General features: G+C 73.6%; 20 protein-coding genes and 1 pseudogene. 15 read left to right on the top strand and 6 right to left on the bottom strand.

What is annotated here, in order from left to right; translation table 11 throughout:
* Positions 1–87: 87 nt before the first annotated feature.
* Positions 88–1278: an acyl-CoA dehydrogenase family protein gene (locus KV205_RS12115; RefSeq protein WP_265864187.1), complete on the top strand. Its 1191-nt coding sequence runs from the start codon at positions 88–90 to the stop codon at positions 1276–1278.
* Between the two features lie 19 nt (positions 1279–1297).
* Here the strand turns inward: KV205_RS12115 and KV205_RS12110 are convergent, their stop codons facing one another.
* From KV205_RS12110 to KV205_RS12100, 3 genes are all read right to left on the bottom strand, one after another.
* On the bottom strand, positions 1298–2209 hold the full coding sequence (locus KV205_RS12110; protein ID WP_265864186.1) for an ADP-ribosylglycohydrolase family protein: 912 nt from the start codon (positions 2207–2209) through the stop codon (positions 1298–1300).
* 73 nt (positions 2210–2282) lie between these two features.
* The gene (locus tag KV205_RS12105; RefSeq protein WP_265864185.1) at positions 2283–3380 is read right to left on the bottom strand and encodes an ABC transporter substrate-binding protein; all 1098 of its coding nucleotides are present in this window, start codon (positions 3378–3380) and stop codon (positions 2283–2285) included.
* 22 nt (positions 3381–3402) lie between these two features.
* The gene (locus tag KV205_RS12100; RefSeq protein WP_265864184.1) at positions 3403–4005 is read right to left on the bottom strand and encodes a TetR/AcrR family transcriptional regulator; all 603 of its coding nucleotides are present in this window, start codon (positions 4003–4005) and stop codon (positions 3403–3405) included.
* Positions 4006–4207: 202 nt separating this feature from the next.
* Here KV205_RS12100 and KV205_RS12095 point away from each other — a divergent pair, with 202 nt between their 5' ends.
* The 9 genes from KV205_RS12095 (at position 4208) to KV205_RS12055 (ending at position 14831) form a co-directional block, all read left to right on the top strand.
* Entirely contained in the window at positions 4208–4858 is a 651-nt protein-coding gene (locus KV205_RS12095; RefSeq protein WP_265864183.1) for a peroxiredoxin-like family protein, read from the top strand.
* Between the two features lie 137 nt (positions 4859–4995).
* Entirely contained in the window at positions 4996–6270 is a 1275-nt protein-coding gene (locus tag KV205_RS12090; protein ID WP_265864182.1) for a hypothetical protein, read from the top strand.
* A gap of 32 nt (positions 6271–6302) precedes the next feature.
* Complete coding sequence (locus KV205_RS12085) at positions 6303–6758, top strand: hypothetical protein (RefSeq protein WP_265864181.1); 456 nt, start codon at positions 6303–6305, stop codon at positions 6756–6758.
* 38 nt (positions 6759–6796) lie between these two features.
* Positions 6797–7786 (top strand): oxygenase MpaB family protein, encoded by a 990-nt coding sequence (locus KV205_RS12080; protein WP_265864180.1) that lies wholly within the window; start codon positions 6797–6799, stop codon positions 7784–7786.
* Positions 7762–9897: a serine/threonine-protein kinase gene (locus tag KV205_RS12075; RefSeq protein ID WP_265864179.1), complete on the top strand. Its 2136-nt coding sequence runs from the start codon at positions 7762–7764 to the stop codon at positions 9895–9897. The genes KV205_RS12080 and KV205_RS12075 overlap by 25 nt, the downstream gene beginning before the upstream one ends.
* Positions 9898–9937: 40 nt before the next feature.
* Positions 9938–11509, top strand: a complete 1572-nt coding sequence (locus KV205_RS12070) for an NAD(P)/FAD-dependent oxidoreductase (RefSeq protein WP_265864178.1) — start codon at positions 9938–9940, stop codon at positions 11507–11509.
* 170 nt (positions 11510–11679) lie between these two features.
* Complete coding sequence (tdh, locus tag KV205_RS12065) at positions 11680–12708, top strand: L-threonine 3-dehydrogenase (protein WP_265864449.1); 1029 nt, start codon at positions 11680–11682, stop codon at positions 12706–12708.
* A gap of 19 nt (positions 12709–12727) precedes the next feature.
* Positions 12728–13927, top strand: coding sequence for a glycine C-acetyltransferase (locus KV205_RS12060; protein ID WP_265864177.1), 1200 nt, complete (start codon positions 12728–12730; stop codon positions 13925–13927).
* A gap of 4 nt (positions 13928–13931) precedes the next feature.
* The gene (locus KV205_RS12055) at positions 13932–14831 is read left to right on the top strand and encodes a LysR family transcriptional regulator (RefSeq protein ID WP_265864176.1); all 900 of its coding nucleotides are present in this window, start codon (positions 13932–13934) and stop codon (positions 14829–14831) included.
* A 25-nt stretch (positions 14832–14856) separates the two neighbouring features.
* Here the strand turns inward: KV205_RS12055 and KV205_RS12050 are convergent, their stop codons facing one another.
* The gene (locus KV205_RS12050) at positions 14857–16569 is read right to left on the bottom strand and encodes a serine hydrolase (protein ID WP_265864448.1); all 1713 of its coding nucleotides are present in this window, start codon (positions 16567–16569) and stop codon (positions 14857–14859) included.
* Between the two features lie 221 nt (positions 16570–16790).
* Between KV205_RS12050 and KV205_RS12045 the strand changes: the two genes are divergently transcribed.
* The 5 genes and pseudogenes from KV205_RS12045 (at position 16791) to KV205_RS12025 (ending at position 22970) form a co-directional block, all read left to right on the top strand.
* Positions 16791–17900, top strand: coding sequence for a nitronate monooxygenase family protein (locus KV205_RS12045; protein ID WP_265864174.1), 1110 nt, complete (start codon positions 16791–16793; stop codon positions 17898–17900).
* Positions 17897–19450, top strand: a complete 1554-nt coding sequence (locus tag KV205_RS12040) for an acyl-CoA synthetase (protein ID WP_265864173.1) — start codon at positions 17897–17899, stop codon at positions 19448–19450. The genes KV205_RS12045 and KV205_RS12040 overlap by 4 nt, the downstream gene beginning before the upstream one ends.
* 69 nt (positions 19451–19519) lie before the next feature.
* A pseudogene (locus KV205_RS12035) lies at positions 19520–20127 on the top strand (serine protease).
* 88 nt (positions 20128–20215) lie between these two features.
* Entirely contained in the window at positions 20216–21325 is a 1110-nt protein-coding gene (locus KV205_RS12030) for a calcium:proton antiporter (RefSeq protein ID WP_265864172.1), read from the top strand.
* A gap of 73 nt (positions 21326–21398) precedes the next feature.
* On the top strand, positions 21399–22970 hold the full coding sequence (locus KV205_RS12025) for a fatty acyl-CoA synthetase (RefSeq protein ID WP_265864171.1): 1572 nt from the start codon (positions 21399–21401) through the stop codon (positions 22968–22970).
* Here the strand turns inward: KV205_RS12025 and KV205_RS12020 are convergent.
* Together KV205_RS12020 and paaK are read right to left on the bottom strand one after the other, a co-directional pair.
* Complete coding sequence (locus tag KV205_RS12020) at positions 22931–24568, bottom strand: serine/threonine-protein kinase (RefSeq protein ID WP_265864169.1); 1638 nt, start codon at positions 24566–24568, stop codon at positions 22931–22933. The genes KV205_RS12025 and KV205_RS12020 overlap by 40 nt on opposite strands.
* Before the next feature lie 113 nt (positions 24569–24681).
* Entirely contained in the window at positions 24682–25971 is a 1290-nt protein-coding gene (gene paaK, locus KV205_RS12015; protein ID WP_265864168.1) for a phenylacetate--CoA ligase PaaK, read from the bottom strand.
* Positions 25972–26250: the final 279 nt, after the last annotated feature.

Here is a 26250-nt window from a genome sequence, read left to right as displayed (position 1 = left end):
ATCGGCCCCGCACGGGCCTTCCGCATTTATGGAACACGTTCTACCGTGGCGCACCACCGCGCGGAGCCACCTGCCACGGGAGACGCCATGCACCTCGAGTACACGCCCGCCCAGCACCGCCTCCGCGCCGAACTGCGCGCGTACTTCACCGAGCTGGTCCCCGAGGACGTGCACGCCCGGTATGCCGACCCCGCCTCCCAGAAGCGCTTCTACCGCGAGACCGTGCGCCGGCTGGGCACCGACGGCTGGCTGGGGGTCGGCTGGCCCACCGAGTACGGGGGACGCGGCCTGACCCCGATGGAACAGTTCATCTTCTTCGACGAGGCCGCCCAGGCCGGCGTGCCGCTGCCGCTGATGGCCCTGAACACCGTCGGGCCGACGATCATGCAGTTCGGCACGGACGAGCAGAAGGCCTACTTCCTGCCGAGGATCCTCTCCGGCGAGATCGACTTCGCGATCGGCTACAGCGAGCCCGACGCCGGCACCGACCTCGCCGCGCTCAAGACCCGGGCCGTCCGCGAGGGCGACGAGACCACCGGGCACTACACGGTCGACGGGCAGAAGATCTGGACCACCAACGGCGACACCGCCGACTGGGTCTGGCTCGCCGTCCGCACCGACCCGGCCGCCCCGCCGCACAAGGGCATCACCATGCTGCTGGTGCCGACCGGCGACCCCGGCTACTCCTGCACCCTCATCAACACCCTCGCTTCCCACGACACCACCGCGAGCTACTACGAGAACGTCCGCGTCCCCTGCTCGCGCCGGGTCGGCGAGGAGAACAAGGGCTGGCGGCTGATCACCAACCAGCTCAACCACGAGCGCGTCACGCTCGCCGCCCACGGCACCATGGCCATCCGCGCCCTGCACGACGTGCAGCGCTGGGCCGCCGACACCAAGCTCGCCGACGGCCGCCGCGTCCTCGACCTCGGCTGGGTCCGCCGCACCCTGGCCCGCACCCACGTCCGCCTCGACGCGATGAAACTCCTCAACTGGCAGATGGTGAACGCCGTCCAGCACGGCACCCTCACCCCCCAGGACGCCTCCGCCGTCAAGGTCTACGGCTCCGAGGCCCGCCGCGACGCCTACGCCGCCCTCATGGAGGTCACCGGCGCGGCCGGCGCCCTCAAGGAGGGCTCCGCCGGCGCGGTCCTCCACGGCGAACTCGAACGCGGCTACCGCTCCGCCGTCATCTTCACCTTCGGCGGCGGCAACAACGAGATCCAGCGCGAGATCATCTCCTGGATCGGCCTGGGCATGCCCCGCGTCCGCCGCTGACGGACGACCGACCCCGGTACTACCCGGCGACGACCGGAGGCAGCGGCTCGCGGGCCGCGTGCCAGGCGGGCGGGAGCGCGGCGACGCCGGTGCGGGCCGCGATGATCCCGCCCGCGACGGCGCACGTGGTGTCGATGTCGCCGCGGCCCGCGACCGTGGTCCAGAGGCCCTCGTGGAGGTCGTCGAGGTGGGCCGCCGCGCACCAGAGGGCGTACGGGACGGTGTCGGGGCCCGACATGCGGTAACCGGAGCCGAGGACTTCGGCGGCGTGCCGGACGGAGGTGTGCGCGGGCATCCGGGCCGCGATCCGTACGCCGGACCGGACGTCGCCCACGGGGAGCCGTGCGGCGACGGCGTGGAGGAAGTCCGGGCGCGCGGGGGCGGCGGCCCCGCGGCTGCGGGTGGCCAGTGCGGCGGCGACGGCGACCGCCACCGCCCCGGCGACCGCCTCCGGGTGGTGGTGCGAGACGGCGCTCTGCCGGGCGGCCTGCTCGGCGACGGCGTCGAGGTCGTCGGCGAGCCAGGCGCCGAGCGGTGCCACCCGCATGGCCGCGCCGTTGCCCCACGACCCCATGCCCTCGAACTGCCCGGCGACCACCTCGCGCCAGGGCTCGCCCGCGCCGATCCGGCGCAGTACGTCGTGCATGGAGGCCCCGTAGCCGCGGTGGGTGTCGGCGGTGTAGGCCTCGGCGAGCCGGCGGGCGAGGCGGTCCTGGTCGACGGTGCCGGCGCCCTCGGCGAGTTCCCGGACGAGGACGAGCGCTTGGGCGGTGTCGTCGCTCCAGCGCCACAGCGGCTCCGGCGGCGGGGTCCGGGACTCCAGGGCCGCCGGTCCCTCGCGGCGCAGGATGCCGAACCAGCGGTCACCGAAGGCATCGCCGAAGGCGAGCCCGGACAGCGAGTCGAGTGCGGCGGCGGGCAGGGTGGTCATCGGGGGAGTATCACAGGGCGACGGCGGCCCCGGCACGGGGATTTCGGAGCGGTCGGCCGCAGAAGGCCGCGCTTCAGACGGTGTGGCGGACCCGGAAGCGGGCCGGGTCCGCCGGGTCGCGGTCGACGACCTGGACCGGCGCGCCGTCCCACTGCCGGACGCCGATGCCCGGCACGCGGGAGAAGCGGATCGGGCCCCGGGTGCCCTCGACGGCGACCTTTCTCCAGGCCGGGGCGAGGCGGGTCCGGTCCGGGCCGTGGGCGCGCAGCAGTTCGGCGAGGACGACACCCGTGTCGTACCCCTCGAAGGCCACGAACGAGGGCTCCTCGGCGAGCCGTTCGCGCAGGGCCGCCGCGACGCGCGCGCCGAGCGGCGTGAGGCCTTCGGGCAGGTCGGGCAGATAGCGCAGGAAGGGGATTCCGGCGCCGTCCGCGCCCAGGAGCGAGGCCCAGGAAGGGAGTTCGGGCTGACCGGCCGGGGCGCCGAGCAGGATGCCGGCGAGGCGCTCGTCGCGGCGGACGGCCCGGACGAGGGGGACCGCGGGCTCCGGATGGCCGACGAGGAGCAGCAGGGCCGAAGCGTGGTGGGCGACGAGCGCGTCGCACACGCCCTCGGGCCCGAGGGCGCGCGCGTCGAGGACGACGACCTCGCCGTCGTACGGGGCGAGGTGCTCGCGCAGGACGCGGATGCCGGCCTCCCAGTAGACGCCGGGGTCGGCCGCCACGGCGATCCGGCACCGGTCCGCGCCGAGCCGGCCGAGGAGGAAGTCCGCGTAACCCCGCCAGCCGCGCGACTGGGGCGGGGCGATGCGCGCCACCCACTCCGTGGGGTGGTCGGTGAGCGCGTCGAGCACCGCCGACGAGCAGAGGAACGGCAGGCCGAGGGCGTCGGCCCGGGCGGCGGCCGCGCGCGCCACCACGCTGTGGTACTCGCCGGCCAGCGCGGCCACGCCCAGGCCGGCCAGTTCGTCCACGGCCGCCGCGGCCCGCGCCGGATCGGCCGCGGTGTCGCGGACCACCAGCTCCAGCGGGCGCCCGTCGATGCCGCCGGCCGCGTTGGTGTCGCGTACGGCCAGGTCGAGGCCGGCGAGGAGATGCCGGCCCGCCTCGGCCCAGCCGGGCGGGGTCAGCGGGGCGAGGGCGCCGATCCGGACGGCGGGTGAGGTGTGCATGCGGGGCGTCTCCCGAGGGTCGTCAAGAACATGCGGTCGGGGCGGCGAGCGGGGCCAGGGCGGCGCGTACGGAGTCGGTGAGGTCGGTGGCGTCGGCGCCCGCGCGTGAGCGCAGGTTGACGCCGTACGCGAGGAGGGCGAGCACGCCGGCGGCGGACGCGGGATCGACGCCCGGCGCGAGCTGTCCCCGCTCCGCCGCGCCGAGCAGGGCCGTGTGCAGCGCCTCGCGCAGCCACTCGTGGTGCGCGTCGAGCAGGGCGCGTACCTCGGGGTCGCCGTTCTCCGCACCGGCGTGGGCGTTGACGACCAGACATCCCCAGCGGGCGTACGGCCCCGAACAGCGCACCTCGATCAGCGAGTCGAAGAACGCGACGACCGCCGGCAGACCGCGTCCGTCCTCCGCGAGGTGCCGGAAGGCGGGCCGGGAGTGCAGGTCTGTGTAGCGGTTCAGGGCAGCCCGGTAGAGGGCCTGCTTGTCGCCGAAGGTGGCGTAGAGGCTGGAGCGGTTGACGCCGGTCGCGGTCACGATGTCCTGGACACCGGTCGAGGCCGCACCCCGCTGCCAGAAGAGCCGCAGGACGGTCTCCAGAGTCGCGTCCGGATCGAAGTGCTTGACGTCCGCCATGTGCGCCCCCGCCCACCCCTCCAGCCGAAGTCTTGAAACAGCGGTTCCAAGATAGACGGCCCGTTGACCCCCGGGCACCCCCCGAATCCTGTCGGGACCTGGCGCGGGCCTTCCCTCGTCGCTATCTTGAAACGGTCGTTCCAAGTTCTGATTCGGAGCCGGCGATCCGTCATGTGTCGATCGACCTTGAGGAGTTGTGTTCATGTCCTGTCTCAACGCCGAACTGCGTGCCGTCCACGAGGCGCGCGGACAGCGCATCCCCGCCGAGATCCTGGCCGTCATGGACCGGGCCGGCGCCGAACTCGCCGCCTCCGGGCAGGCCGGGCGCGCCCTGGCCGTCGGCGACACGGCCCCGGGCTTCACGCTCGCCTCCGCGACCGGCGGAGCCGTGTCCCTCGACGAACTGCTCGCCGACGGCCCCGTCGTGCTCACCTTCTACCGCGGCGCCTGGTGCCCGTACTGCAACCTCGCCCTGCGCGCCCTCCAGCAGCACCACGAGCAGATCACCGCGCGCGGCGCGCGCCTGGTGGCCGTCTCCCCGCAGGTGCCCGACGAGTCGCTCTCCCTCACCGAGAAGCACGCCCTCGCCTTCGACGTCCTCAGCGACCTCGGCTCGGACACGGCCCGGCGGTACGGCCTCGCCTTCGACCTCTCCGACGAACTGGCCGCCGTCTACGAACGCCTCGGCTTCGACCTCCAGCGCGTCAACGGCGGCCACCCGCGCACCCTGCCGCTGCCCGCGACCTATGTCGTCGACCGCGCCGGCACCGTCCGCTGGGCCTTCGTCAACACCGACTACGCGCTGCGCGCCGAACCCTCCGACATCCTCGCCGCACTCGACACCCTCGCCTGATCCGCACGAGCGGAGATGCGGCACACTGGCGCGGTTCGACCACGAGCTTGCGGCACAAGCCGGTGAGGAGCCGGTGAGGAGCCGGTGACAAGCCCGTGACGAGCCCTTTCTTCCGATTCCGCAGAGGAGCCGCGCCCTTGAGCATCACCGTCCCAGGACAGATAGACATCGCGGGCCCGGTGGGCAAACTGCTCCACCGGCGCCCGCTCCACAACTCCACGGTCATGCAGTCCTTCGGCATCGACCCCGTCTCCGGCGACGTCTTCGTCCTGCAGATCATGGACGGCGGGCTCCAACTGCCCGACGAGTCCGCGCCGGTCGACTACGCCACCCGCAAGACGCACGGCGACCTGTGCCTCACCCGCCTCCGCCCGACCGGCGCGATCGCCGGCCACATGTATCTGCGCGGATTCGGCCACGGCGTCAACCTCGGCGTGGAGAACCGCGCCGGGGCGATCTGGCTGTGGACCGAGGCCGCCTCCACGCCCAACAGCAAGAACGAGGGGTACGGCACCGCCGTCGTCTCCTTCGCGTACGCCGACGGCGACGTCGTCGACTCCGGCACCGCCCGCCACACCCCGGCCTACACCCCGGACCCCGCCGCCCGGTTCCTCACGCCCACGATCGACCACGGCGCCGGCGAACTCGTGCTCCGCTACAGCCTCGACGGCGCCATGACCTTCGCGCGCTACGAGCTCGCCAGGGCGGCGGCGGGGGACTGGCAGGAGCTCCAGCGGATCGTTCCCGTCGTGCCCGCCGACGGCACCGACTTCCAGGGGTACACGTCCCACGCCGGCGTCCTCTACACGCTCAAGGGCCAGAGCCTCGACACCGTGCCGCTGCCCGGCAACACCTACCTCACCGCCTTCGAGTGGGCCACCGGCGCCCAGCTCGACCACCGGCACATCACCGCGGGCCCCGGCCTCGCCTGGCGCGAGGCGGAGGGCATGGCCGTCTCCGTCCGCGACGGCGTCCCGCACCTGCACTTCGGCTTCGCCTGCGAGAACCCCGGCCCGCGGACCTGCACCATCCTGTCGCTCTCCGCCGCGCCCGAGACCGACGGCGTCAAGGTCCTCACCGACTGGCAGCCGCTCGCGCTCGCCGCCGGCGTGAGCGCCGACCAGCACACCCCGAGGGCCCGCCTGATCAGCCTGGCCGGCACCACCACGCTGCAGTTCTCCGGCGGGGTCCGGGGCCCCTTCACCACCGACACCGTGCTCGGCACGCTGCCCGACGCGCTCGTCCCCAGCGTCACCGCCCGCGCCACCGTGCCCACCGGCGACACCCCCGGCGGCCCCGCCGTCGCCCGCGTCGAGGTCGGCTCCGACCGCGCGGTCCGTCTCTACGGCGCCCGCACCACCGCCCCGATCGCCTGGGCCCAGCTCGACGCCTTCAGCGCCGTCTGGCGCTAGCCCTTCCCTCCCCCACGCACACAAGGAGTCCCATGTCCCACAACCGCCGCAGCGTCCTCGGCGCCGCCCTCGCCCTGCCCGCCGCCCTCACCGTCGGCGGCCTCGCCGCCGCGACCCCGGCCGCCGCCGAGGCCGGCACCGTCGACGCCGGAGCCTGGAGCCCGCTCGTCCTGGAGCCCGGGATCACCCCCAACGCCGCCGCCGTGCCCGAGGTACGGCTCGTCACCATCGCCGGCACCACCTTCCTCCAGGCCCGCGGGCTGATCACCTGCAACCTCACCGCCGACACCAAGGTCGGCCGGCTGCCCGACGGCTTCGCCCTTCCCACCGCGTACGTGCGCGCCACCGCGCCCCGCAACAACAGCCAGGGCGTCAACGCCTGCCGCTTCGAGATCAACACGGCCGGCTCGGTGACCCTCTTCGGCGCCAACACCGGCAACCCGATCACCTGGGTGCAGTTCGACTCGGTCCAGACGGTCTGGCACTGACCGTTCCCGTCCGCGACCGCCGGTCCTAGCCTGAAGGCATGCGGACCCCAGGCGGCAGCGCGGCGGACCCCGGACCCGGACCCGAGGACGGCCGGGCGGGCGACCCCGGGCTCTTCGGCCCCGGATCCGTCACCTGGCAGATCCACAGCGACCCCGTCATGTGGATCGGCGGGGTGCGCGCCCTGTACCTGCAGGCGCTGCACCCCGCCGCCGTCCGCGGCGTCATGATCAACAGCGACTTCCGCAAGGACGCCTGGGGCCGCCTCATGCGCACCGCGAGCTTCGTCGGCACGCTGAGCTACGGCACCACCGAGGCCGCCGAGGCGGCCGGCGCCCGGGTCCGCAAGATCCACCGGCTGCTCGGCGTGGACGACCCCGAGCTGCTGCTCTGGGTGCACTGCGCCGAGATCGACTCGTACCTCCACGTCGTCCGCCGCTCCGGCATCCCGCTCACCGCCGCCCTGGCCGACCGTTACGTCGACGAACAGCGCACCGCCGCCCGACTCGTCGGCCTCGACCCCGCGCGGGTGCCGGACGGCACCGCCGCCCTCGACGCGTACTTCGTCGAGATCCGGCCACGGCTCGCCGCCGGGGAGGACGCCCGCACCGTGGACGACTTCCTGCGCCGGCCCCCGGTCCCGACCGCGCTCGTGCCCGCGCGCGAGGTGTTCTGGCGGCGCGTGTCCGCCCTCGCGTACGACTCCCTGCCCCTGTACGCCCACGAGCTGTACGGCAGGCCCGCGCCGCCCGCCGAGACCGTCACCCGGCGGCTCACGGCCACGGCCAATCTGCTCCGCTGCGTCCCCGGCCGGCTCCGCTGGCGGCTGCCGCCCCGGCACATCCTGCGCGCGATGGACCGGCTGGGACCGGAGACCCGACCCGCGCCGTACAGACTGTCGGAGGGGGCAGCCATACTGGACGCGCCGGGAAAGGGGCGGCACCACATCGGGGCGGACCGGCATCACAACGGGGCAGACGGGGACGACGGGGGCGACAGCACGCGATGGCGGACACGGACACCAGGCTGATCCAGGGCCGGTACCGGCTGCACGAGGTGATCGGCCGCGGCGGCATGGGCGAGGTCTGGCGGGCCACCGACGAATCGCTCGGCCGGCGCGTCGCCGTGAAGTGCCTGCGCCCCCTCGGCCAGCAGCGCGACCCGGCCAACCTCACCGTGCTGCGCGAGCGCTTCCGCCGCGAGGCCCGGGTGGCCGCCGCGCTCCAGCACCGCGGCATCACCGTCGTGCACGACTTCGGCGAGCACGAGGGCGTGCTCTTCCTCGTCATGGAGCTCCTGGAAGGGCGCAATCTCAGCCAGCTGCTCAGCGACAACCGCAAGCAGCCGCTGCCCGTGCCCGAGGTCGTCGACATCGCCGAGCAGGTCGCCGACGCCCTCGCCTACACCCACCGCCAGGGCGTGGTGCACCGCGACCTCAAGCCCGCCAACATCGTGCGGCTCGGCGACGGCGGCACCGTCAAGATCTGCGACTTCGGGATAGCGCGCCTCGGCGCCGACATCGGCTTCACCTCCCGCCTCACCGGCACCGGCATCGCCATGGGCACCCCGCACTACATGAGCCCCGAGCAGATCGGCGGCGGCGAGGTCGACCACCGCAGCGACCTGTACTCGCTGGGCTGCGTGCTGTACGAGATCGCCACCGGCGTCCCGCCCTTCGACCTGGACGACACCTGGGCCATCCTCATCGGCCACCGCGACACCGTGCCCGCGCCGCTGCGCAGCCACCGCGCCGAACTCCCCGGCTATCTCGACACGCTCGTCCTCGACCTGCTCGCCAAGACCCCCGAAGGGCGCCCCTCCGACGCCGCCGAGCTGCGCGACCGGCTCGCCTCCGGCCGCAGCAGCGGCGCCTGGACCCTGCCGCCCCCGGCGGCGCCCGCCCTGCCGCCGTGGGCCCGCGCCCTCGGCACCGGCCGCCCCGCCACGTCCGCGCTCCCCGCCCGGCCCGCCGTGCCCGGTCAGGAGGCCGCCGCCGCGCTCACCGTCGCCTGGACCCGCACCCCCGGCTCCGACGGGCCGGACCGCACCGCCGCCGGCGCCAGCCCCGAGCTGGTCGCCGTCCTCGCCGGCCGGCACCGGGCGGGCCTCGGCCTGGGCCGGCTCGGCCGCTGGCAGGAGGCCGCCGACCTGCTGCGCACCGTCGAGCACGAGCGCGCCCACGTCCTGGGCGCCGACCACCCCGACACCCTCGCGAGCGGCTACGAGCTGGGCTTCGCACTCGCCCGGCTCGGCCGCCCCGCCGAGGCGCTGCGCCGCTTCGAGACCGTCGCCGAGGGCCGCGCCCGTACGCTCGGCCCCGACCACGCCGACACCCTCGCCGCCCGCCAGGAGACCGGCTATGTGCTCGGCGGCCTCGGACGGCACACCGAGGCGTACGCGGTGTACGAGTCGGTGCTCGCCGTCCGCGAGCGCACAGCCGGCCCCGACCACCCGGACACCCTGCGCTGCCGGCACAACCTGGCGTACACCCTCGGCCGGATCGGACGCGTGCCCGAGGCGTACGCGGCGGCCCGCGAGGTCGCCGACGCCCGCGCCCGGCTGCTCGGCGCCGACCACCCCGACACCCTGGCCACCCGGTACGAGGTGGGGCACGCCCTCGGCGGGCTCGGCCGCTGGGCCGACGCGCTCGCCGAGTACCGCAAGGTCGCCGAGGCCCGCGCCGGGGCGCTCGGCCCCCGGCACCCCGACACCCTCAACGCCCGCTACGAGGCGGGGATCTGCCTCGGCCGGCTCGGGCGCGCCGCCGAGGCCGAGGAGCTCTACCGCGGGCTCGTCACCGCCCGCGCGAGCACCGAGGGCCCCGAGCACCCGGAGACCCTGCGCGCCCGGCACGGCCTGGGCGTGAACCTGGGGCGCCTCGGGCGCTGGAACGAGGCCCTGGCCGAGGCCCGGGAGGTCGCCGGGATCCGCGCCCGGGTGCTCGGCGCCGACCACGCCGACACCCTCGCCAGCCACCGCGAGACCGCCATCGCGCTCGGCTGGCTGGGCCGCTGGGAGGAGGCGCTCGCCGTGCACCGCCAGGTGACGGAGGCCCGCACCCGCACGCTCGGCCCGGACCACCCGGCCACCCTCACGGCCCGCGCGGACGAGGCGCACTGCGAGCAGAACATCCCGCTGTAGGCCCTCTGGTGGGACCGGCGGGGAGGTGTTAGCAAGAGGCATGACAGCTTCCGCTTCCTCGCCTGCACCCCAGACGTCCTCCTACGACGCCGTCATCGTCGGCGGCGGCCACAACGGCCTGGTCGCCGCCGCCTACCTCGCCCGGGCCGGGCGCAGCGTGCTCGTCCTGGAGCGGCTCGACCACACCGGCGGCGCCGCCGTCTCCACCCGGCCCTTCGCCGGGGTCGACGTACGCCTGTCCCGCTACTCGTACCTCGTCTCGCTGCTGCCCGAGAAGATCGTGCGCGAGCTCGGGCTGCGGTTCGCCGTGCGGAAGCGTTCCGTCTCCTCGTACACCCCCTACGGCACATCCGGCCTCCTCGTCGGCGGCGACCGGGAGCGCACCCGTGCCTCCTTCGCCGCGCTCACCGGCTCCGACCGCGAGTTCGAGGCCTGGGAGGCCTTCTACGGGCGCACCGCGCGCGCCGCCCGCCGGATCTTCCCCACCCTCACCGAGCCGCTGCCGACCCGCGAGGGGCTGCGGACGCTGGTCGACGACCCGGAGACCTGGGAGATGCTCTTCGAGCAGCCGCTCGGCGTCGCCGTCGAGAAGCACTTCGCCGACGACCTGGTGCGCGGGGTCGTCCTCACCGACGGACTCATCGGCACCTTCGCCGACGCCCACGACACCTCGCTGCTGCAGAACCGCTGCTTCCTCTACCACGTGATCGGCGGCGGCACCGGCGACTGGGACGTGCCCGTCGGCGGCATGGGCGCGCTCACCGACGCGCTCGCGGACGCGGCCCGCGCCGCCGGCGCGACCCTCCTCACCGACCACGAGGCCACCCGGATCGAGACCGACGGCACCCGCGCCGAGGTCACCTTCCGCACCCCCGACGGGGAGGGCGTCGTCGGGGCCCGCCACGTCCTGGTGAACGCCTCCCCACAGGCGCTCGCCGCCCTCCTCGGCGACCCCGCGCCCACCCCCGCCGAGGGCGCCCAGCTCAAGGTCAACATGGTGCTCACCCGGCTGCCCCGACTCCGCGACCGTTCCGTCGACCCGCGCGAGGCCTTCTCCGGCACCTTCCACATCGCCGAGGGGTACGGGGAGCTGGCCGCCGCCCACGCCGAGGCGGCCGCCGGACGGCTGCCCACCGCGCCGCCCTCGGAGATCTACTGCCACAGCCTCACCGACCCGAGCATCCTCGGTCCCGAGGCCGCCGCCCGCGGCTACCAGACCCTCACCCTGTTCGGCCTGCACGCGCCCGCCCGGCTGTTCGCCGCAGACCCGGACGGCGCCCGCGAAGCCCTCCTCAAGGCCACCCTCGCCCAGCTCGACGCCCGCCTCGACGAGCCGATCGCCGACTGCCTGGCGCGCGACGCCGACGGCCGGCCCTGCGTCGAGGCCAAGACCCCGCTCGACCTGGAACGCGAACTCCGGCTGCCCGGCGGCCACATCTTCCACCGCGACCTGTCCTTCCCGTACGGGGCGGAGGGCGGCGACCGCTGGGGCGTCGAGACCGACCGGGCCAACGTCCTGCTGTGCGGCGCGGGCGCGGTGCGCGGCGGCGGGGTCAGCGGAGTGCCCGGCCACAACGCCGCCATGGCGGTGCTCGAAGCGGCGGCCGGTTGACGCCGGCGACCGCCCCGCCAGCGGCGTGAAGCTGATCTGCGAGTGCGCTTAAGAAATCCTCGATGGACCATGGCTCCCGACGGACGGAAGATTTTCTTCCAGGGATCTTGGGCGCTTCGCCGCGCCCGGACCCGGCACATCACAGGACACGTACGTCGGGAGCCGTGACATTGAAGGCACTGGTCAAGCAGAAGGCGGAGCCGGGACTCTGGCTCACGGACGTGCCCGAGCCGGAGTACGGCCCCGGTGACGTCCTCATCAAGGTCAAGCGGACCGGAATCTGCGGCACCGACCTGCACATCCGCTCCTGGGACGGCTGGGCACAGAAGACCATCGCGACCCCGCTGACCCTCGGCCACGAGTTCGTCGGCGAGGTCGTCGACACCGGCCGCGACGTCGCCGACATCAACGTCGGCGACCTGGTCAGCGGCGAGGGCCACCTGGTCTGCGGCAAGTGCCGCAACTGTCTGGCCGGCCGCCGCCACCTCTGCCGCGCCACCGTCGGCCTCGGCGTCGGCCGCGACGGCGCCTTCGCCGAGTACGTCGTCCTGCCCGCGTCCAACGTCTGGGTGCACCGGGTCCCCGTCGACCTCGACGTCGCCGCGATCTTCGACCCCTTCGGCAACGCCGTGCACACCGCCCTCTCCTTCCCGCTGGTCGGCGAGGACGTCCTCGTCACCGGCGCCGGCCCGATCGGCATCATGGCCGCCGCCGTCGCCAAGCACGCCGGCGCCCGCCACGTCGTCATCACCGACGTCAGCGAGGAGCGCCTGGACCTCGCCCGCAAGACCGGCGTCTCGCTCGCGCTCAACGTCGCCGAGCAGACCATCGCCGACGGCCAACGCACCCTCGGCCTCAAGGAGGGCTTCGACGTCGGCCTGGAGATGTCCGGCAACCCGCGCGCGATGCGCGACATGGTCGCCAACATGACCCACGGCGGCAAGATCGCCATGCTCGGCCTGCCCAGCGAGGACTTCGCCGTCGACTGGGCGCGGATCGTCACCTCGATGATCACCATCAAGGGCATCTACGGCCGCGAGATGTTCGAGACCTGGTACGCCATGTCGGTGCTCCTGGAGGGCGGGCTCGACCTGTCCCCGGTGATCACCGGCCGCTACGACTACCGCGACTTCGAGGCCGCCTTCGACGACGCCGCCTCCGGCAAGGGCGGCAAGATCATCCTCGACTGGACCGTCTGAGACCCGGGAGCTCCCTGACATGTTCGACTCCGTACGCGACGACATCCGCGCCACCCTCGACGAGATCCGGCAGGCCGGCCTCCACAAGCCCGAGCGCGTCATCGGCACCCCCCAGTCCGCGACCGTCGAGGTCACGGCCGGCGGCCGCCCCGGCGAGGTGCTCAACTTCTGCGCCAACAACTACCTGGGCCTCGCCGACCACCCCGACGTGATCGCCGCCGCCCACGCCGCCCTGGACCGCTGGGGCTACGGCATGGCCTCGGTCCGCTTCATCTGCGGCACCCAGGAGGTCCACAAGGAGCTCGAGGCGCGTCTGTCGCGGTTCCTCGGCCAGGAGGACACGATCCTCTACTCCTCCTGCTTCGACGCCAACGGCGGCGTCTTCGAGACCCTGCTCGGGCCTGAGGACGCGGTCATCTCCGACGCCCTCAACCACGCCTCCATCATCGACGGCATCCGCCTCTCCAAGGCCCGCCGCTTCCGCTACGCCAACCGCGACATGGCCGACCTGGAGCAGCAGCTCAAGGAGGCCGACGAGGCCGGCGCCCGGCGCAAGCTGATCGTCACCGACGGCGTCTTCTCCATGGACGGCTACGTCGCGCCGCTCGGCGAGATCTGCGACCTGGCCGAGCGCTACGACGCCATGGTCATGGTCGACGACTCGCACGCCGTCGGCTTCGTCGGCCCCGGCGGCCGCGGCACCCCCGAGCTGCACGGCGTCATGGACCGCGTCGACATCATCACCGGCACCCTCGGCAAGGCCCTCGGCGGCGCGTCCGGCGGCTATGTCGCGGCCCGCGCCGAGATCGTCGCGCTGCTGCGCCAGCGCTCGCGCCCGTACCTCTTCTCCAACACCCTCGCCCCGGTGATCGCCGCCGCCTCCCTCAAGGTCATCGACCTCCTGGAGTCCGCCGGCGACCTGCGCGAGCAGCTCAACGCCAACACCGAGCTGTTCCGCCGCCGGATGACCGAGGAGGGCTTCGACATCCTCCCCGGCGACCACGCCATCGCGCCCGTCATGATCGGCGACGCCGCCGAGGCCGGCCGCATGGCCGAGCTGCTCCTGGAGCGTGGGGTGTACGTGATCGGCTTCTCGTACCCGGTCGTGCCGCAGGGCGCGGCGCGCATCCGCGTGCAGCTCTCCGCCGCGCACTCCACGGAGGACGTGAACCGGGCGGTCGACGCGTTCGTCGACGCGCGCGCCGCCCTGCGAGACTAGGGGCATGATCGAAGCGCGGCGGCTGCACATCCTCCGGGCGGTGGCCGACCACCGTACCGTCACGGCGGCTGCCGCCGCGCTCTATCTCACCCCCTCCGCGGTCTCCCAGCAGCTCGCCGCCCTGGAGCAGGAGACCGGCCACCGGCTGGTGGAGCGGAGCGCCAAGGGCGCCCGGCTCACCCCCGCCGGGGAGATCCTGCTGAACCACGCCAACGCCGTCCTGGCCCAGCTGGAACGGGCCGAGGCCGAGCTCGCGGCGTACGGCTCGGGCGAGGCCGGCACCGTCACGGTGGCCGCCTTCGCCACCGGCATCGGCCTGGTCGTCGCCCCCGCCATCGGCTCCCTCGCCCGCACCGCGCCCGGCATCCGGGTGCGCGTCCAGGACGCCGAGGGCGACGAGAGCCTGCTGATGGTCCTGGACCGGCAGGTCGACGTGGCGGTCGCCGTCGAGTACCGGGGCGCCCCCGGCGAGGACGACGCCCGCCTCACCCGCGTCCCGCTCTACGCCGAGCCCTTCGACGCCGTCCTGCCGCCGGACCACGCCCTCGCCGACCGCGAACGGATCGCCCTCGCCGACCTCGCCAAGGACCCCTGGATCGGCCAGTCCGCCGGCAACCCCTGCCACGACGTCACCGTCCTCGCCTGCGAATACGCGGGCTTCGCGCCCCGCCTGGAACACGTCTCCGACGACTTCCGCGCCGTCGTCGCCCTGACCGCCGCCGGCGCCGGCGTGACCCTCGTCCCGCGCTCCGCCCTGCTCGGCACCGACCTCACCGGCGTCGTCGTCCGCCCGGTCGACGGCGTCGCCCCCACCCGCCGCGTCTTCGCCGCGGTCCGCCGGGGTGCGGAGGAGCACCCGCTGATCCGCCCGGTCCTGGAAGCGCTGCGGGAAGCGGCGTTCTAGCGGAGCGGCCCGCTGTTCCCGTGGCTCAGTCCGCCGACGCCGTCCATCCCTTCGCCTCGATCCGGGAGCGGTCCGCCGGGCGGGACTCGTCGAACAGCGGGCGGCCCGAGGTGTCCAGGAGGCGGATCGCGTCCACGTACACGCCGCGGCCGACGTAGCGGCGGTCGGTGGTGGAGCGCCAGCGGAGGCGGGGCGGGGTGGGGGACGAGGGGCTGAGGTCGGCGGTGAGGCGGTGCCAGCGGCGGCCGGACCAGCCGGTGAGCGAGCCGGCGGGGTGGTCCTCGGCGGGGTCGGCGGTGGTGAAGGGGACGGGCGTCCAGGTCGTGCCGCCGTCCGTCGAGGCCTCCAGGACGGCGGCGTCCGCGGTGGGTTCGGTGTCCCACCAGACGGCGCACTCGAAGCGGGTGGCGCCCGGCACCTCGGGGAGCGTGAGGGTCGCGGTGGTGGCGCTCGTCATGCCGGAGAACCAGGCGGTACGGCCCCGGGCCGGGCGGACCGGGACCGCGCGGGCCAGCGCGTCGGCGGTGGCGACCCGGGGCGCGGAGCCGGAGCGCCAGGTGCGCACCGGGTGGACCGAGTTGCCGAGGACGACCAGGAAGGAGTCGGTCGTCGGGTCCAGGACCAGGCTGGTGCCGGTGAAACCGGTGTGGCCGGCCGTGCGCGGGGTGGCCATCGCGCCCATGTACCAGTGCTGGTAGAGCTCGAAGCCGAGCCCGTGCTCGTCGCCGGGGAACGCGGTGTTGAAGTCGGTGAACATCAGCTCGACGGAGGCGGGGGACAGGATCCGGGCGTCCCCGTACGCGCCGCCGTTGAGCAGGGTGCGGGCGAGGATCGCGAGGTCCCACGCGGTGGAGAACACGCCGGCGTGCCCGGCCACCCCGCCCATCCCGTACGCGTTCTCGTCGTGCACCTCGCCCCACACCATGCCCCGGTCGAGCCCGGACCACGGCAGCCGCGCGTCCTCCGTGGCGGCGATCCGCGGCCGCCACGAGAGCGGGGGATTGAAACGCGTGCGGTGCATCCCGAGCGGAGCGGTGATCTCGGTTCGGAGCAGCCGATCCAGAGTGCGACCGGTGATCTCCTCAAGCACCAGTTGCAGCGTGATCAGATTCAGGTCGGAGTACAGATAGACCGTGCCCGGGGGATTCGCCGGCTTCTCGTTCCACAGCAGCCGCAGCTGCCCCTCCCGGCTCGGCTCCTTGTAGAGCGGGATCCAGGCCCGGAACCCCGAGGTGTGGGTGAGCAGCTGACGGACCGTGACATCCTGCTTGCCGCCTGCCCCGAACTCCGGCAGATACGCGGTGACCCGCTCCTCCAGGACCAGCGCCCCGCGCTCGATCTGCTGCACCGCGAGCAGCGAGGTGAAGAGCTTGGAGACCGAGGCCAGATCGAAGACGGTGTCCTCGCGCATCGGGATCTGCTCGTCGGCCGGCAGCTCCACCCCGGTGTCGGTCTTCTCGTCGTACGCCGCGTAGCGGACCGCCGAGCCGATCGGGCGGTGCAGCGCCACCGTCCCGCCGCGCCCGGCGAGCAGCACCGCGCCCGCGTACCAGGGGTGGGTGGGGGAGGGGCGCAGGAAGGATTCGGCCTCCGTGACGAGCCGGTCCAGGTGTGCGGGCAGCAGCCCCGCCCGCTCGGCGGACCCGCGCGCCAGAGTCGTCCGCCGCGCCTCACCGGCCGGGCCGCCGCCGGCGCCCGGATCGGGAGCGGCCGCGGCCCCCGGCACCGTACCGATCATCAGCGCACCTCCCAGCGCGAGCAGTTCACCGCCGAACGCCCGGCGGCTCGGTCCCGTACCCCTGTACCCGTACCCGTACCCGTACCCGTATCCGTGCCCCGGTGTTCTCGTCGTCTCCGTCATGCCCACCCTCTCCCACAGCCCTCCCCGCCGCGAAACAATCTGACACTGCATCAGAAAATCTCTTCCCTCGGTGCGGGAGCTGCGGCATCCTGCCGCCCATGAAGACGGAGCTGAGTCGCACCCTGGGGATCGAGCACGCCATCTTCGGCTTCACGCCCTTCCCCGCGGTGGCCGCCGCCATCACCAGAGCAGGCGGGTTCGGCGTCCTCGGCGCCGTGCGCTACACCGCCCCCGACGACCTCGCCCGCGACCTCGACTGGATGCAGGAGCACACCGACGGCCTGCCGTACGGCCTCGACGTCGTCATGCCCGCGAAGAAGGTGGAGGGCGTGACCGAGGCGGACGTCGAGGCGATGATCCCCGAGGAACACCGCGCGTTCGTCCGCGAGACCCTCGCCAAGCACGGCGTCCCCGAACTCGCCGCGGGCGAGGCCTCCGGCTGGCGCATCACCGGCTGGATGGAACAGGTCGCCCGCAGCCAGCTCGACGTCGCCTTCGACTACCCCATCAAGCTCCTCGCCAACGCCCTCGGCTCCCCGCCCGCCGACGTCGTCGCCCGCGCCCACGAGCACGGCGTCCTCGTCGCCGCCCTCGCCGGCAGCGCCCGGCACGCCCGCCACCACGCCGAGGCCGGCATCGACATCGTCGTCGCCCAGGGGTACGAGGCCGGCGGCCACACCGGCGAGATCGCCTCCATGGTGCTCACCCCCGACGTCGTCGACGCCGTCGCCCCGCTGCCCGTGCTCGCCGCCGGCGGCATCGGCAGCGGCGAGCAGATCGCCGCCGGCCTCGCCCTCGGCGCCCAGGGCGTCTGGCTCGGCTCGCTCTGGCTCACCACCACCGAGGCCGAACTCCACTCCCGCGCCCTGACCGAGAAGCTGCTCGCCGCCGGCTCCGGCGACACCGTCCGCTCCCGCGCCCTCACCGGCAAGCCCGCCCGCCAGCTGCGCACCGAGTGGACCGACGCCTGGGACGACCCGGCCGGACCCGGCCCGCTGCCCATGCCGCTGCAGGGCCTGCTCGTCGCCGAGGCGGTCTCCCGGATCCAGAAGTACGAGGTCGCCCCGCTCCTCGGCACCCCGGTCGGCCAGATCGTCGGCCGGATGAACTCCGAGCGCAGCGTGCAGCAGGTCTTCGACGACCTCACCCGCGGCTTCGAGAAGGCCGTCGACCGGATCAACCGCATCGCCGGAAGGAGCGCGCAGTGACGGAGGGGTCTCCCAACGGCTTCTGGGCCCAGGCCGCCGCCGCACCCGACCGGACCGTGATCACCGCTCCGGACGGAGAGCAGTGGTCCGCCGGCCGCCTCCACACCGCCGCCAACCAGCTCGTCCACGGCCTGCGCGCCGCCGGTCTGGAGCGCGGCGACGCCTTCGCCGTCGTCCTGCCCAACGGCATCGAGTTCTTCACCGCCTATCTGGCGGCCAGTCAGGCCGGCTTCTATCTGGTGCCGGTCAACCACCACCTCGTGGGCCCCGAGATCGCCTGGATCGTCGCCGACTCCGGCGCCAAGGTCCTCATCGCCCACGAGCGCTTCGCCGAGGCCGCCGGCGCCGCCGCCGAGGAGGCCGGCCTCCCGGCCGACCACCGCTACGCCGTCGGCGCGGTGCCCGGCTTCCGCCCTTACGCCGCACTCCTCGACGGGCAGCCCGGCACCCCGCCCGACGGCCGCACCCTCGGCTGGGTCATGAACTACACCTCCGGCACCACCGGCCGGCCCCGCGGGATCCGCCGCCCCCTGCCCGGCAAGACCCCCGAGGAGACCTATCTCGGCGGCTTCCTCGGCATCTTCGGCATCAAGCCCTTCGGCGGGCATGTGCATCTGGTCTGCTCGCCGCTCTACCACACGGCCGTGCTCCAGTTCGCCGGCGCCGCCCTGCACATCGGGCACCCGCTCGTCCTCATGGACAAGTGGAGCCCCGAGGAGATGCTGCGGCTCATCGACACCCACCGCTGCACCCACACCCACATGGTGCCCACCCAGTTCCACCGCCTCCTCGCCCTCCCCGAGGAGGTACGGAACCGGTACGACGTCTCCGCCATGCGCCACGCCATCCACGGCGCCGCACCCTGCCCCGACCATGTGAAACGCGCCATGATCGACTGGTGGGGGAGCTGCGTCGAGGAGTACTACGCGGCCAGCGAGGGCGGCGGCGCCTTCGCGACCGCCGAGGACTGGCTGAAGAGGCCCGGCACCGTCGGCCGCGCCTGGCCCATCAGCGAACTCGCCGTCTTCGACGACGACGGCCGGCGGCTCGGCCCCGGTGAACTCGGCACCGTCTACATGAAGATGAGCACCGGCGGCTTCCGCTACCACAAGGACGAGGCCAAGACGGCCTCGAACCGCATCGGCGACTTCTTCACCGTCGGCGACCTCGGCGTCCTCGACGAGGACGGCTTCCTCTTCCTGCGCGACCGCAAGATCGACATGATCATCTCCGGTGGTGTGAACATCTACCCCGCCGAGATCGAAGCCGCGCTCCTCGCCCACCCCGCCGTCGCCGACGCCGCCGCCTTCGGCATCCCGCACACGGACTGGGGCGAGGAGGTCAAGGCAGTCGTCGAACCCGCCGAGGGCCACGAGCCGGGCCCCGAACTCGCCGCCTCGATCCTCGCCCACTGCGAGGCGCGGCTCGCCGGTTACAAGCGCCCCAAGTCCGTGGACTTCACCGCCCACATGCCGCGCGACCCGAACGGCAAGCTCTACAAGCGCCGGCTGCGCGACCCCTACTGGGAGGGGCGCGAGCGTCCGCTGTGACGGGCGGTCGCTTCCGGCCAACAGGGCACGCCCTCTTGTCAGTCGGGGCAGGGGCTTTCGAGAATGCGCATGACAATCGAAGGATCTTCGGCCCAGACCCGGGCTCGCAGTCAGACCACCCAGGCTCAGCCCACGCTCGCCGCCGTCGACTTCGCCGGCACGGTCGCGCTCAGCAACTGTTCCGGCTCCGTCGTCCGCACGCCCAGCTCCCTGCCGAGCGACCCCGCGCTCGTCCTGTCCAACGGCCACTGCCTGGAGACCGGCTTCCCGGCGCCCGGCCGGGTCGTCATGAACAAGCGCTCCAGCCGCTCGTTCACGCTGCTCAACTCGGCCGGCACCGGCGTCGGCACGCTGCGCGCCAGCAAGATCGCGTACGGCACGATGACCGACACCGACGCTCGGTCCGCTACACCTCGACCTGCAACACCATCGGCGGCACCTCCGGCTCACCGGTCATCGACCGCACCACCGGCAAGGTCGTCGCCGTCAACAACACGGGCAACGAGGACGGGCAGAGCTGCACCGAGAACAACCCGTGCGAGGTGGACGAGAACGGCGCCGTGACGGTCCGCCAGGGCATCAACTACGCCCAGGAGACGTACAACATGGTCCCCCGCATCGGCGCGGGCAGCGTGTTCGACCTGAGCCGCCCCGGCTGCGCCCTGCCGAAGCCGTGACGCCGGCCGTGACACCGCGGGCCTCTTCTCACTGAACTCCACCCCGGGCATACAGGGCATTTCGCGCCCTTATGGCAGGATTCGGGCCATGGACGCGAGCATCGCAGGACTGACTCGGCAGTGGACCACCTGGGGGCCGGTCGTGGCCGCCGTCGGCCTCGCCCTCGGCTGGGGGCGCCACGACCTGCCCGGCTACGCGGTGGTGCTCATCGTCCTCTGCCTCTTCGCCGCTGTCCTCTCGGCCGTGCACCACGCCGAGGTCATCGCACACCGCGTCGGCGAACCCTACGGCTCCCTCGTGCTCGCCGTCGCCGTCACCGTCATCGAGGTCGGACTGATCGTCATGCTGATGATCGGCGGCGGCGACAAGGCCACCAGCTACGCCCGGGACACCGTCTTCGCCGCCGTCATGATCACCTGCAACGGCATCGTCGGCCTGTCCCTGCTCCTCGCCGCGCTGCGCAACCGCACCGCCGTCTTCAACGCCGAGGGCTCCGGCGGCGAGCTCGCCATCGTCTGCACCCTGGCGACCATGACCCTGGTCCTGCCGACCTTCACCACCAGCCACCCCGGCCCCCAGTTCTCGGCCGCCCAGCTGGCCTTCGCCGCCGTCTCCTCGCTGATCCTTTACGGGGTGTTCGTCGCCGTCCAGACCGTCCGGCACCGCGACTACTTCCTCCCCGTGCTCAGGCCCGGCCAGAGCGGCCACCAGCCGGAGTCGGAGCACGCCGAGCCGCCGACCGCCGCCGCCACCTGGTTCAGCCTCGGCCTGCTGCTCGTCGCCCTCGTCGCCGTCGTCGGCAACGCCAAGCTCATCTCGCCCACCATCGAGGAAGGAGTGGCCTCGGCCGGCCTCCCCAAACCCGTCGTCGGCGTCGTCATCGCCCTCATGGTGCTGCTGCCCGAGACCCTCGCCGCCGTCCGCGCCGCCCGCCGCGACCGGATGCAGACCAGCATGAACCTCGCCTACGGCTCCGCCATCGCCAGCATCGGCCTCACCATCCCGTCGATCGCGCTCGCCTCCGTCTGGCTCGACGGCCCGCTCATCCTCGGCCTCGGCCCGCTCCACATGGTGCTGCTCGTGCTGACCGCCGTGGTGAGCGCGCTGACCGTGGTGCCAGGGCGCGCCACCCTCCTCCAGGGCAGCGTCCACCTCTCGATCTTCGCCGCCTTCGTGTTCCTGTCGTTCAGCCCCTGACGGGGGCGCGCCGCTGCGCGACCGGGTACCGGGTACTTGACCGGCCGCCACCGCCCCCGCAGGATCTGCAGCCATGGAACGAGAGCTGCTCACCCGCACCGTCGACGGCGTGCTGCGCGCGAGCGCCCGCCGCGTCCCCGACCGGACCGCCGTCCGCTACGGCGCCCGCGCCTGGACGTACGCCGAGCTCGACGCCGCCGTCTCGACCGCCGCGGCCCGGCTGCGCGAGGGCGCGCTCGGCGCCCGCCTCGCCGAGGGCGACCGGGTCGCGACGTACGCCCACAACTCCGACGCGTACCTCATCGCCTTCCTCGCCTGCGCCCGGGCCGGCCTGGTGCACGTGCCGGTCAACCACCACCTCACCGGCGACGACCTCGACTACCTGCTGCGCCAGTCCGGCAGTTCGCTCGTCCTCGCCGACCCGGCCCTCGCCGCGCGCGTGCCCGGCGACATCCCCGTACGGGCGCTGCGGGACACCGACGACTCGCTCCTCGCGGCGCTCGCCGACCCGGTGCCGTACGAGACGGAGCGCGACCCCGGCACCCTCGTCCAGCTGCTGTACACCTCCGGCACCACCGCGCTCCCCAAGGGCGCGATGATGACCCACCGGGCCCTGGTGCACGAGTACGCGAGCGCCGTCGCCGCGCTCGATCTGCACGAGGACGACCGGCCCGTGCACTCGCTGCCGCTCTACCACTCGGCGCAGATGCACGTCTTCCTCCTGCCCTACCTCGCCGTCGGCGCCGAGAGCACCATCGTCGACGCCCCCGACCCGGTCACCCTCTTCGACCTGGCCGAATCCGGCCGCTGCGACAGCCTGTTCGCGCCGCCGACCGTCTGGATCGGTCTCGCCAACCACCCCGAGTTCGCCACCCGCGACCTGTCCGCCCTCCGCAAGGCCTACTACGGCGCCTCGATCATGCCCGTCCCCGTCCTGGAGGGCCTGCGCGCCCGGCTGCCCGGTCTGCGCTTCTACAACTGCTTCGGCCAGTCCGAGATCGGCCCGCTCGCCACCGTCCTCGGCCCCGACGAGCACGAGGGCCGGATGGACTCCTGCGGCCGCCCGGTCCGCCACGTCGAGGCGCGGATCACCGACGAGGACGGCAAGGACGTCCCCGACGGCACCTCCGGCGAAGTGGTCTACCGCTCCCCGCAGTTGTGCACCGGCTACTGGGACAAGCCCGAGGAGACCGCGGCGGCCTTCCGCGACGGCTGGTTCCGCTCCGGCGACCTCGCGGTGCGCGACGCCGAGGGCTACTTCACGGTCGTCGACCGGGTCAAGGACGTCATCAACTCCGGCGGCGTCCTGGTCGCCTCGCGCCAGGTCGAGGACGCCCTCTACACCCACCCGGCCGTCGCCGAGACCGCCGTCGTCGGCCTCCCCGACCCGCGCTGGATCGAGGCCGTCACCGCCTTCGTCGTCCCCCGCCCCGAGACCGGGGTCACCGAGGCCGAACTCCTCGCCCACGCCCGCGAGAAGCTGGCCCACTTCAAGGCGCCGAAGCGGATCGTCCTGGTGGACGCGCTGCCGCGGAACGCGAGCGGGAAGATCCTGAAGCGGGAGCTGCGGGACCGGTTCGGGGCGGGAGAGGACGGCGGGGAGGGTCAGGACGGCGGGGAGGGCCAGGACGGGTCGAAGCAGTAGTCGGCGCGACGGGTCGCCAGGTGCGGCCAGGGCTCCGACATCGTGCCGCAGTCGTCCTCGAACGTGCTGCCGTCCTCGCCCCCGGACGACTCGACCGCGTAGACGACCTTGAGCTGCCGCTTGCCCGGTTCGCAGGACTCCTCCTGCCAGAGGGCGTCCTCGGGGAGGGAGCCGGAGTCCCCAGCCGAGATGCTGAGGCAGTCTCGCGCCAGGACGTGCGGTGCCACACAGACGCCCAGCGTGGCCGACCCTTCGCTCGGCTCGCCGTAGTCGGGGCACTTTCCGTCCGCCCACGGTCCGGTGACCACGGCCAGCGACTCGGACGAGTAACAGGCGACGGCGACCGGCGTCTCGGGCTGGTACGTCCCGGGCGAGGTACGGAGGTTGGACAGGCACGTCCCGGTGGCGACCGGCTGGTCGCCACCACCACCCGTGTCGTACCACCCCTGCTGGTACGTCACATAGCCGGCCGTCAGCGCGACCACGAGGGCCACCGTGCCCGCCACCGCACCGCGACGACGCCACCAGGCCCGGCCCGGCAGCACGGCCGGCTCCACGGCCGGTTCCACGGGCTGCGACTCCGGCTCCGGGACCGGCTCCGGGGCCGGCCGCCGTGGCGGCGCCGTACGCGTCGGAGCCGCCTCCAGCGGCGGCGGCGAGGGCGCGTCCAGCACCGTCCCGGTATCCACCGGCCGCGGCGGTACGAAGTCCTGGTGGGCCCGGATCGCCGTCGTCCACGCCTCCGGCAGCATCTCGCCGCCGCCCGGCGGGTCCTCCGCGAAGGCGGCGAGCAGAGCGTCCGGGGTGGGCCGGGCGGCCGGGTCGCGGGCGAGCAACGGCCGGATCAGCGCGGAGAGTTCCGGGGCAAGGCCGGTCAGGTCCGCCTCCGCCTGCTGGACGCGCGCCAGGAGCTGGAAGGCGTCGCTCACGTCCCCGTACGGGGAGCGCCCGGTGGCCAGATGGAGCAGGGTGGCCCCGGTCGCGTACAGATCGGAGGCCGCCGTCGACGACTCGCCGCGGGCCTGCTCGGGCGAGGTGAAGGCGATCGTGCCGAGGGTGAGGGTGGTGCGGGTCAGATCGAGGGCGTGGGAGATGCCGAAGTCGATCAGCCGGGGCCCGGACAGCGGAAGCAGCACGTTCCCGGGCTTCACGTCCCGGTGCACCACGCCCGTGCGGTGCAGGTCGGCGAGCGCCTCGGCCAGTCCGGCGGCGATCCAGCGCACCGCCGGGGCGGGCAACGGGCCCGCGTCGCGGACGAGTTCGGCCAGCGAGGGGGCGGGCACGTACTCGGTGGCCATCCACGGCTTCGGGGCCTGCGCGTCGGCGTCCATCACCGAGACCGTGAACACCCCGGTCACCCGGCGGGCAAGAGCCACCTCGCGCGCGAAGCGCCGCCGGTCCGCGTCCTCCGGCACCCCGTCCGCGAGCAGCGTCTTGACCGCCACGAGGCGCCCGCTGACGGTCCGTCCGAGATAGACCCGGCCCATGCCGCCCGAGCCGAGCCGGCCAAGGAGCCGGTACGCGCCCAGTTCGCGCGGATCGTCCCCCCGCAACGGCTCCAGCCGTGGCCCGCCCATGCCGCGCCCCCCGCTCTCCATGACGCGCTCCCGCTCCTCATGACGTGCGGAGCCCGCAGATGCCCCGCCACCCGCAGACCGTACGCGATCATGCGCACCGGCACGGCCGGTTTCCGGGGGAACGGGAGGCCGGTTCAGTGCTCCCGGCGCAGGTCCACGATCCGCTTGATCTTGCCCACCGAGCGTTCAAGGGTCTCCGGGTCGACCACCTCGACGGCCACCGAGACGCCGATGCCGTCCTTCACGGCCGCCGCGATCGTCCGGGCGGCGTCCGCGCGCTGCTCGGGCGAGGCGTCCGGGCGCGCCTCGGCCCGTACCGTCAGGGCGTCGAGACGGCCCTCCTTGGTGAGCCGGAGCTGGAAGTGCGGTGCCACGGCGGGGGTGCGGAGGACGATCTCCTCGATCTGGGTGGGGAAGAGGTTCACGCCGCGCAGGATGACCATGTCGTCGCTGCGGCCGGTGACCTTCTCCATGCGGCGGAAGACCCGGGCGGTGCCGGGCAGCAGCCGGGTCAGGTCACGGGTGCGGTAGCGCACCACCGGCATGGCCTCCTTGGTGAGCGAGGTGAAGACCAGCTCGCCCTCCGCGCCGTCCGGCAGCACCTCGCCGGTGATCGGGTCGACGATCTCCGGGTAGAAGTGGTCCTCCCAGATGTGCAGTCCGTCCTTGGTCTCCACGCACTCCTGGGCCACGCCCGGGCCCATGACCTCGGACAGGCCGTAGATGTCCACGGCGTCGATGGCGAAGCGCTCCTCGATCTCCCGGCGCATCTCCTCGGTCCACGGCTCGGCGCCGAACACGCCGACCTTCAGGGAGGTGCCCCGCGGATCGACGCCCTGGCGCTCGAACTCGTCGAGCAGGGTCAGCATGTACGAGGGCGTGATCATGATGATCTCGGGCCGCAGGTCCTGGATCAGCTGGACCTGGCGCGCGGTCATGCCGCCGGAGGCCGGGATCACGGTGCAGCCCAGCCGCTCGGCCCCGTAGTGCGCGCCGAGGCCGCCGGTGAACAGCCCGTATCCGTACGCCACGTGCACCGTGTGGCCGGGGCGGGCGCCGGCCGCGCGGAGGGACCGGGCCACCACGTCCGCCCAGGTGTCGAGGTCGCGCTCGGTGTAGCCGACCACGGTGGGCCGTCCGGTGGTGCCGCTGGAGGCGTGGAGACGGCGGATCTCGGACTGGTCGACGGCGAACATGCCGAAGGGGTACTGCTCGCGCAGATCGGCCTTGACGGTGAACGGGAACCGGGCCAGGTCGGCGAGCGAGCCGCAGTCCTCGGGCCGTACCCCCGCCTTGTCGAAGGACTGCCGGTAGAAGGGCACGTGCTCGTAGACATGGCGCAGGGTCGCGCGCAGCCGCTCCAGCTGGAGGGCCGCCAGCTCGTCGCGTCCGAGCCGCTCGCCGGCGTCCAGCAGATCACTCATGCGCCACTCCCTCGCCTCGGGCCGGGGCCTCGGGCCTCGGGCCACGCGGGCCGTGCACCGCGCGCCGCCGCGCCACCTGTCGTAAAACGGACTACCGATCATTCGGTTGTTGCGTCCGAGATCAGTTAAACCGGCCGCACCCCGGGCTTGGCAAGGGGGCGGGCCCGGATTTCTCCACTCGTCCGTCCGGCGGGCCGCCCCACCGGGCACGGGAGTCGCTTTCCGCAGGTCACGCCCGCCCGGGGAAGATCACACATTCGGGTGCGATTGCCCCCGGGA

The sequence above is a fragment of the Streptomyces sp. SKN60 genome, assembly GCF_026236535.1.
Classification (GTDB): Bacteria; Actinomycetota; Actinomycetes; order Streptomycetales; family Streptomycetaceae; genus Streptomyces.
Note: the sequence above shows the minus strand (reverse complement) of the source record. Positions and strands in the feature narration are given on the sequence as shown.